Annotated in this window: 5 protein-coding genes; all 5 read left to right on the forward strand. The window is 72.0% G+C overall.

Translation table 11 applies throughout. The annotated features are described in order from the left end of the window. The first annotated feature begins 64 nt into the window (after window positions 1-64). The 5 genes from ACFXHB_RS04800 (at window position 65) to ACFXHB_RS04820 (ending at window position 6,921) form a co-directional block, all read left to right on the forward strand. Window positions 65-1,180: a Glu/Leu/Phe/Val dehydrogenase dimerization domain-containing protein gene (locus ACFXHB_RS04800; protein ID WP_380572092.1), complete on the forward strand. Its 1,116-nt coding sequence runs from the start codon at window positions 65-67 to the stop codon at window positions 1,178-1,180. Beyond that, entirely contained in the window at window positions 1,177-2,826 is a 1,650-nt protein-coding gene (locus ACFXHB_RS04805; RefSeq protein ID WP_380572094.1) for an AMP-binding protein, read from the forward strand. Before ACFXHB_RS04800 ends, ACFXHB_RS04805 begins: the two co-directional genes overlap by 4 nt. 193 nt (window positions 2,827-3,019) lie before the next feature. Further along, on the forward strand, window positions 3,020-4,333 hold the full coding sequence (locus ACFXHB_RS04810; protein ID WP_380572096.1) for a pyridoxal phosphate-dependent aminotransferase: 1,314 nt from the start codon (window positions 3,020-3,022) through the stop codon (window positions 4,331-4,333). Between the two features lie 13 nt (window positions 4,334-4,346). After that, complete coding sequence (locus tag ACFXHB_RS04815) at window positions 4,347-5,240, forward strand: fumarylacetoacetate (FAA) hydrolase (RefSeq protein ID WP_380572098.1); 894 nt, start codon at window positions 4,347-4,349, stop codon at window positions 5,238-5,240. Between the two features lie 475 nt (window positions 5,241-5,715). Beyond that, the gene (locus ACFXHB_RS04820; protein ID WP_380572100.1) at window positions 5,716-6,921 is read left to right on the forward strand and encodes an MFS transporter; all 1,206 of its coding nucleotides are present in this window, start codon (window positions 5,716-5,718) and stop codon (window positions 6,919-6,921) included. Window positions 6,922-7,009 lie beyond the last annotated feature (88 nt).

Here is a 7,009-nt window from a genome sequence, read left to right on the forward strand (position 1 = left end):
CCGCCGCGTCTGCGCGGAACACCGTCGGCTCTCTGAACCCACCTAGGTACCGAAGGACTTCGCAATGACCGTGGAAGAGACCCAGGCACCCGCATTCGCCGTTCACCTGAACGGCAGCGGCGGCGCGATCAAGGGCTGGGTGGTCGTCGACTCCCTCGTCGACGGCCTGGCCATGGGTGGCACCCGGATGACCACCGGGGTCACCGAGGAGGAAGTGGCGGGCCTGGCCCGTGACATGACCGACAAGTTCACCCTCGCCGGGCTGCGCATCGGTGGCGCCAAGGCCGGCATCGTCTCCGACGGCAGCGACCGCGTGGAGACCTTCAAGACCTTCGGCCGGACGGTGAAGCCGCTGCTGCACGGCGGCATCCACCTCGGCATCGACATGGGCGTCACCCCGGCGGACCGGGCCGTGTTCTTCGCGGAGGCCGGCTACGACCCGCGCTTCCGGCTGGGCGCCCCGGACATGCCGATCGACTGGCGAACCTACTACGAGCCGCTGATCGACTGCACCGGGCACGGGGTGGGGGTGGCCGCGGTCACCGCCCTGGAGGAGAGCGGCCGCACCGACTCGGCCCGGGTCGTGGTGCAGGGCTTCGGCGCGGTGGGCCGCGCGGTCGCCCGCTTCCTGGAGGACCGCGGGCACATCGTGGTCGGCGTCGCCGACGTCCAGGGCACCATCAGCGCGGACCGGCTGCCGGTGGCCGACCTGGTCGCCATCACCGACGAGTTCGGCCGGATCGACCGCTCCCGCCTGCCGCAGGGCGTCACCCAGTCCGGTGAGCCGGACGCCTGGATCGACGTCGAGGCCGACCTGCTGATCCTGGCGGCGCAGAAGCACGCGATCAACGCCGACAACGCGCACCGGCTGCGGGCGCGCCTGGTGGTCGAGGGCGGTAACCTCGCGTCCAGCGCCGAGGGCAAGGCCAAGGTGCTGGCCGCGGGCGCCACCGTCGTCCCGGGCGTGATCGCCAACATCGGCGGCGCCGGTTCGGCGGCCCTGGCCGTCACCCGGGTCGTCCCGTTCCACCTGGAGGCGGAGGCCCGCAAGGCCTGGGTCTTCGACTGGGTCGGCGACCGGGTCCGGCAGAACACCCGCGACCTCCTGGAGATCGCCGCCGGCCGCGCGGGCGACCCGCTGCCCGAGCTGCTCGTCGCCCGCCGCAAGGAGCGCGGATGAGCGCCGGCACGCCCGCCCGCCCGGAGCGGGCCCCGGCCCGTGCCGACGCGGCCGAGTACCTGCGCCGCGGCTGGTGGCGGGAGGAGACCTTCCTCGACGACCTGCGCCGGCAGGCGCGGCTGCGGCCGCACAAGCTCGCCGTCGCCGGGCGCCGGATCGGGGAGGCCCGGACCGACACCCTCGACTACTCCGAGCTCGCCCGGCTGACCGACCGCTTCGCCCTGGCGCTCGCCGAACTGGGGGTGCAGCGCGGTGACTTCGTCGCCGTGCAGCTCCCCAACCGGTGGGAGATGGTGCCGCTGCTGTTCGCCTGCATCCGCGTCGGCGCGGTCATCTGCCCGATCGACCCGGTGTGCCAGGAGGAGGAGCTGCGCCACCGCCTGGCGCTCACCGGCGCCCGGGTCTGCATCACCGTCCCGGAGTGGAACGACTACCCGCTGGCCGCCCACCTCACCGCGCTGAAGGCCGAACTGCCGCTGGAGCACGTGGTGGTGGTCGGCGGCCGGGACGCCGGCACGCTCTCCTTCGACGACCACTTCATCGGGGTCCCGTGGGAGGAGCAGCGCGCGGCCGAGCTGGACGGGCGCGAACTCGCCCCGGACGACCCGTTCGTGGTGCTGTTCACGTCCGGGACCACCGGGGTGTCCAAGGGGGTGCTGCACAGCCAGAACACCATCCACGCGGCCGTCCGCGGCTACGCCGACACCTTCCTGCTCGACGACAGCCTGGTCGCGGCCGTCACCACCCCGCTGGTCCACTACTCCGGCTTCGGCCAGGGCATCCTGACCGGTGTCATGCTCGGCGCCACCGTCGCCTTCCAGGACGTCCGGCGCAACGCCGCCCTGCTCGACCTGGTCGAGCGCTACGGCGCCACGCTCCTCTACGGGCCGCCGTCCACCCTGGTCGACATCGCGCGGTCCCAGCGGGACGATCCCCGCGACGTCTCCACCCTGCGCCACGCCGTCACCGGTTCCGCGCCGGTGCTCCAGGAGCTGGTGGACGAGGTGCGCGAGACCCTCGGGGCCCGCACCTACTCGGTGTGGGGGATGTCCGAGTTCGGGCCCGTCACCATCACCCGGCTCGACTACAACCAGGACTGGGCGGCCAGCAGCAACGGCGGGCCGATCGACTCCATGGAGCTGCGCATCGACGACCGCGACGATCCGGGCAAGCGCGCCCAGGTCGGCCGGCTGCGGGTGCGCGGCGCGGCGCAGGCCCTCGGCTACTACAAGCGCGAGGACGTCTTCGCCGCCGAGTTCAACGCCGAGGGCTGGTTCGACACCGGGGACCTCGCGCGCGACGACGGCCGCGGCGGCGTCCGCATCCTCGGCCGCGCCAAGGACGCCCTGATCCGGGACGGCGTCGTCGTCCCGATGACGGAGCTCGAAGCGATCATCTCGCGGCACCCCGAGGTCACCGAGACGGCCCTGGTCGGATCCACCGGCCGGACCGACGACCCGATCCTCGCGGTGGTCGTGACCGCCGGCGCGCAGCCCGGACTGGACGAGATCCACGCCGAGTTGCGCGCGGCCGGGCAGGACGAGCGCTTCTTCCCGGAGCGCCTGGTGGTCGTCGACGTCCTGCCGAAGACCCTGACCGGCAAGGTCCGCAAGGCCGAGCTGCGCCGCCGCTACGGCGGGCAGTGACCGCCGGACCGTCCGGACCGCGGCCCCGCCCCGATCGCGTACCGGCCCGCACCGGCCGGTACCGATCGTGAACCGGCCGGTACCGATCACGAGCCGATCCGTACCGACCCGTACCAACCTGTTTCGACCCGTAGCAACCTGTACCGATCCGTACCCACCTGTACCGACCCCCTCCGATCCGTGGAGCACACCCATGCCCGAGCCCGCGAAGGTGACGCTGTCGGCGACGCTGGCCGCCGACGAGGCCCTCGCCCGCAGACGCGCCGCCGGCGAACAGGTCCTGATCATGGCCAGCGGGGAGATCGGCCTGCCGGTCCACCCCGAGCTGAAGGCCCGGCTGGCGGCCGCCGCCGACCGGTCCACCTACGGACCGGTGGCCGGCAGCCCGGAGCTGCGGACGGCGGCGGCCGCCTACTGGCAGCGGCGCGCGCTGGCCGCCGACCCGGAGCTGGTCGTCGCCGGGCCGGGCAGCAAGGCGCTGCTGTTCGCCCTGATCATGGCGGTCGGCGGTGACGTGGTGATCCCCAGGCCCAGCTGGGTCAGCTACGCCGCCCAGGCCGAACTCATCGGCGCCCGCGTCCTCAAGGTGCCCGTCCCGGCGGGCGAGGGCGGGGTGCCGGACCCGGACCTGCTGCGCGAGGCGGTCCTCGCGGCCCGGGCCGCCGGGCACGACCCGCGCTCCGTCGTGGTGACCCTGCCGGACAACCCCACCGGCGCCGTCGCCTCGCCCGACACCGTACGACGTCTGGGGGAGGCGGCCCGGGAGCTCGATCTCGTCATCATCTCCGACGAGATCTACTGCGACCTGGTCTTCGACCCGGCCACCCCGGCGGTCTCCCCGGCCGCGTTCGCACCCGAGCGCACCGTGGTCACCACCGGGCTGACCAAGAACCTGGCCGTCGGCGGCTGGCGCACCGGGGTCGCCCTGCTGCCCGACGGCTCCCTGGGGCGGCAGCTGCACGCGCGGCTGCTCGCCATCGCCAGCCAGATCTGGTCCAGCCCGCCCGCCCCCGTCCAGGCGGCGGCGGCCTACGCCTTCGGCGAGCCGCCGGAGATCGTGGCGCACGTGGCGGCCTCGCGCCGGCTGCACGGGATCGTCGCCCGGGCGACCGCCGAGCGGTTCACCGCCGCCGGGGCCCTGCTGGCACCGGTCCGTGCGACCTGCTACCTGTACCCGGACTTCGAGCCGCTGCGGGAGCAGCTCGGCTCCGTCCACGGGGTGCGCACCGGAACCGAGTTGGCCCGGCTGCTCACCGACCGCTACGGCGTCGGCGTGCTGGGCGCCGAGGCCTTCGGGGAGGCCCCCGAGCCGCTCCGGCTGCGCGCGGCGACCAGCCGCTTCTACGGCGAGAGCCCGGAGCAGCAACACGCCGCACTGGCTGCCGCCGACCCGCTGGCCCTGCCGTGGGTCCGGGCCGCCGTCGACCGGGTCGACGAGGTCCTCACGGACCTCACCGCCCCGACCACCACCCGGCTCCTGCCGGGCCGATCGCACCAACGAGCCTAGGAGGACCACCGAGATGTCCATACTTTTCGAATGCGAATACCAGGGTGAGCGCTACGTCGGCTTCGAGAAGCCCGCGCCGGGCCAGGCCCTGACGCTGTACCGGGTCAACGACGGCCGGCTGCAGGCCGAGTTCATCGCCGCCGACAGCGCCGAGGACGTCGTCGCCGCCATCAAGGCCGAGGTCGAGCCGATCACCGTCGAGGGTGGCGAGGAGCAGGTGAGGTACCTGCCGCCGCTGCTGCCGGAGGCCAGCGGGAACGCCCTGCTGAGCGGTTTCATGCGCACCCACAAGACGAAGTTCGAGGGTGAGCCGACCGAGGGCGAGGAGTTCGTCGCGCCCAACTGGTTCTTCAAGGGGTTCGGGTCCTGGCTGCGGCTGCCCGGCGACCCGCTGGTCGTCCCGGAGAAGTCGGTGGCGCTGATCGAGGAGCCGGAACTGGCCCTCGTCTACGTCAACGACGACGCGGGCAACCCGCGGTACGTCGGTTACACCTTCGGGAACGACCTGTGCGACATCGGTCTGCACATCCAGAACCCGGGCTGGAACCCGTACTGCAAGCTGTGCGACACCTCGATCACCCCGTGGCTGTTCCTCGGGGAGCCGCCGGCCTCGGTGACCGGCCGGGTGGTCATCGAGCGTGACGGCGTCCCCGCCTGGGAGGGCCCGTTCGACTGCGGCGAGGACGCCCTGTACTTCCGGATCCAGGACATGGTGGACAACCTCTTCGAGTACCCGGCGCTGCGCCGTCCGGGTCTGGTCAACTACATCCTGCTCGGTGCCGACAAGGCCAGCTACCACGACGGCTTCCGGATCGCCCACGGCGACCGCATCACCATCGACTTCAAGAGCCACGGCGTCGTCCTGGCCAACGAGGTGACGTTCGGTCAGCCCGACGCCCAGGCCTAGGGGCCACTGGCCGGTTCCCGCTCTTGTGGCGTGATTCATCTGCCCGGCGGGGCTGTTCGCCCCGCCGGGCAGGCGGCTTCCTGCGAGGTGTCCATCATCCGAGACGCACTTCGCCGCCGATTCGGCGGCCGGCGCAGCGCCCGCGCGGCGCTCCGGCCGCCCTGCCCCATCGATCGATCGGCGCCACCGCAGACCTATGACCTGCGTGTTTGACGATTCGTCAACTCGCTTGAGCCCCAACTGGAGAGCGGTTCGCCCTAAGCGTGACGGCAGCCGGTTCCGCCAGAACATAAATAAGTCCATCATCTCTGTGGGAAACGGGATGACCTGACGGCCGGCGGTTGTTGCGGCTGGCAGCGCGCTGCGTGGGGCCGGGGGGCTTGGCGTGTACGAACCGCTCTCCGATCCGCAGTCGGCTCACCCCGTTCCGCAGCGTCCTGAATCCGCATTCGTATGAGAGTTCGAGGTAACAAGCATGGCAACCTCCCAGACCGGGCTGTCGGCAAGCTCCCCTCCTGATACCGGGGAGAATCAGAAGCTCCCACTGTCCCCGCTGCTGGCCCTGGCCACGGCGGCCTTCGTCATGGTGCTGACCGAAGCGCTGCCCGCCGGTGTGCTGCCCGAGATGGCGAGCGACCTCTCGGTCAGTGAGTCCGCGATGGGGCAGGCGCTGACGATCTACGCGATCGCCACCGGCGTCTCGGCCATCCCGCTGGCCGCCGCCACGGCCGGCTGGCGCCGCAAGCAGCTGGTCCTGGTGGCGGTGGTGGCGTTCATCCTCGCCAACACCGTGACCGCCATCTCCGCCAACTACATCCTGACGATGGGGTTCCGCCTGGTGGCCGGTGTGGCCGCGGCCGCCGTCTGGGGTGAACTCGTGGTGTACGCACGTCGACTGGCGCCGCCGCAGCTGGTCGGCCGGGCGATCGCGATCACCATGATCGGCATTCCGCTCGCCCTCTCCCTGGGCATCCCGGCGGGCACCTTCCTCGGCAAGGTGTTCGGCTGGCGTCTGACGTTCGGTCTGATCACCGCCGTCACCGTGCTGCTGCTGCTCTGGATCATCGCCTCGGTGCCGGACCACCCGGGCCAGAAGGCCGGCCACCGCGAGCCGATCCTGCAGGCCCTGCGGCTGCCCGGTGTGTCGATCATCCTGGTCGTGGTGGCCGCCTACGTGCTCGCCCACAACACCTTCTACACGTACATCGCCTCCTTCCTGGACGACAACAAGATGGGCGACAACCGTGACATCGTCCTCCTGGTCTTCGGTCTCGCCTCGATGCTGAGCATCTGGATCACCGGCACCCTGATCGACCGCTACCTGCGCGAACTGACCATCGCCAGTTGCGTCCTGTTCACGGTGGCGGCGGTCTTCCTGGCGCTGACGCCCGGCAGCCCGGTGGCCCTCTACGGCGCGATGGTGCTGTGGGGTCTCGGCTGGGGCGGCCTGGCCACCCTGCTGCAGACCGCGGTCACCAACACCGGCGGCAGTCGCGGCCAGGCGCTGCTGGTCACGGTCTGGAACTCGTTCATGGCCGGTGGTGGCGTGGCCGGTGGGATCCTGCTCTCGGCCGCCGGGCCGTCCTCGTTCCCGTGGACCGTCCTGATCCTGGTGATCCCGTTGATCGCCCTGGTGGTCGCGGCCCGGACGCACGCCTTCCCGGCGAAGCGCGCGGCCTGAGTCTCCCGGACGACAGACGGCAGTGGCTCCCGCCCGCCCCTGGGCGGCGTGTACGCGGTGTCCGTCCACCACGGGGCGGTGTCGGACT

The sequence above is a fragment of the Kitasatospora sp. NPDC059327 genome (genome assembly GCF_042752535.1).
Classification (GTDB): Bacteria; Actinomycetota; Actinomycetes; order Streptomycetales; family Streptomycetaceae; genus Kitasatospora.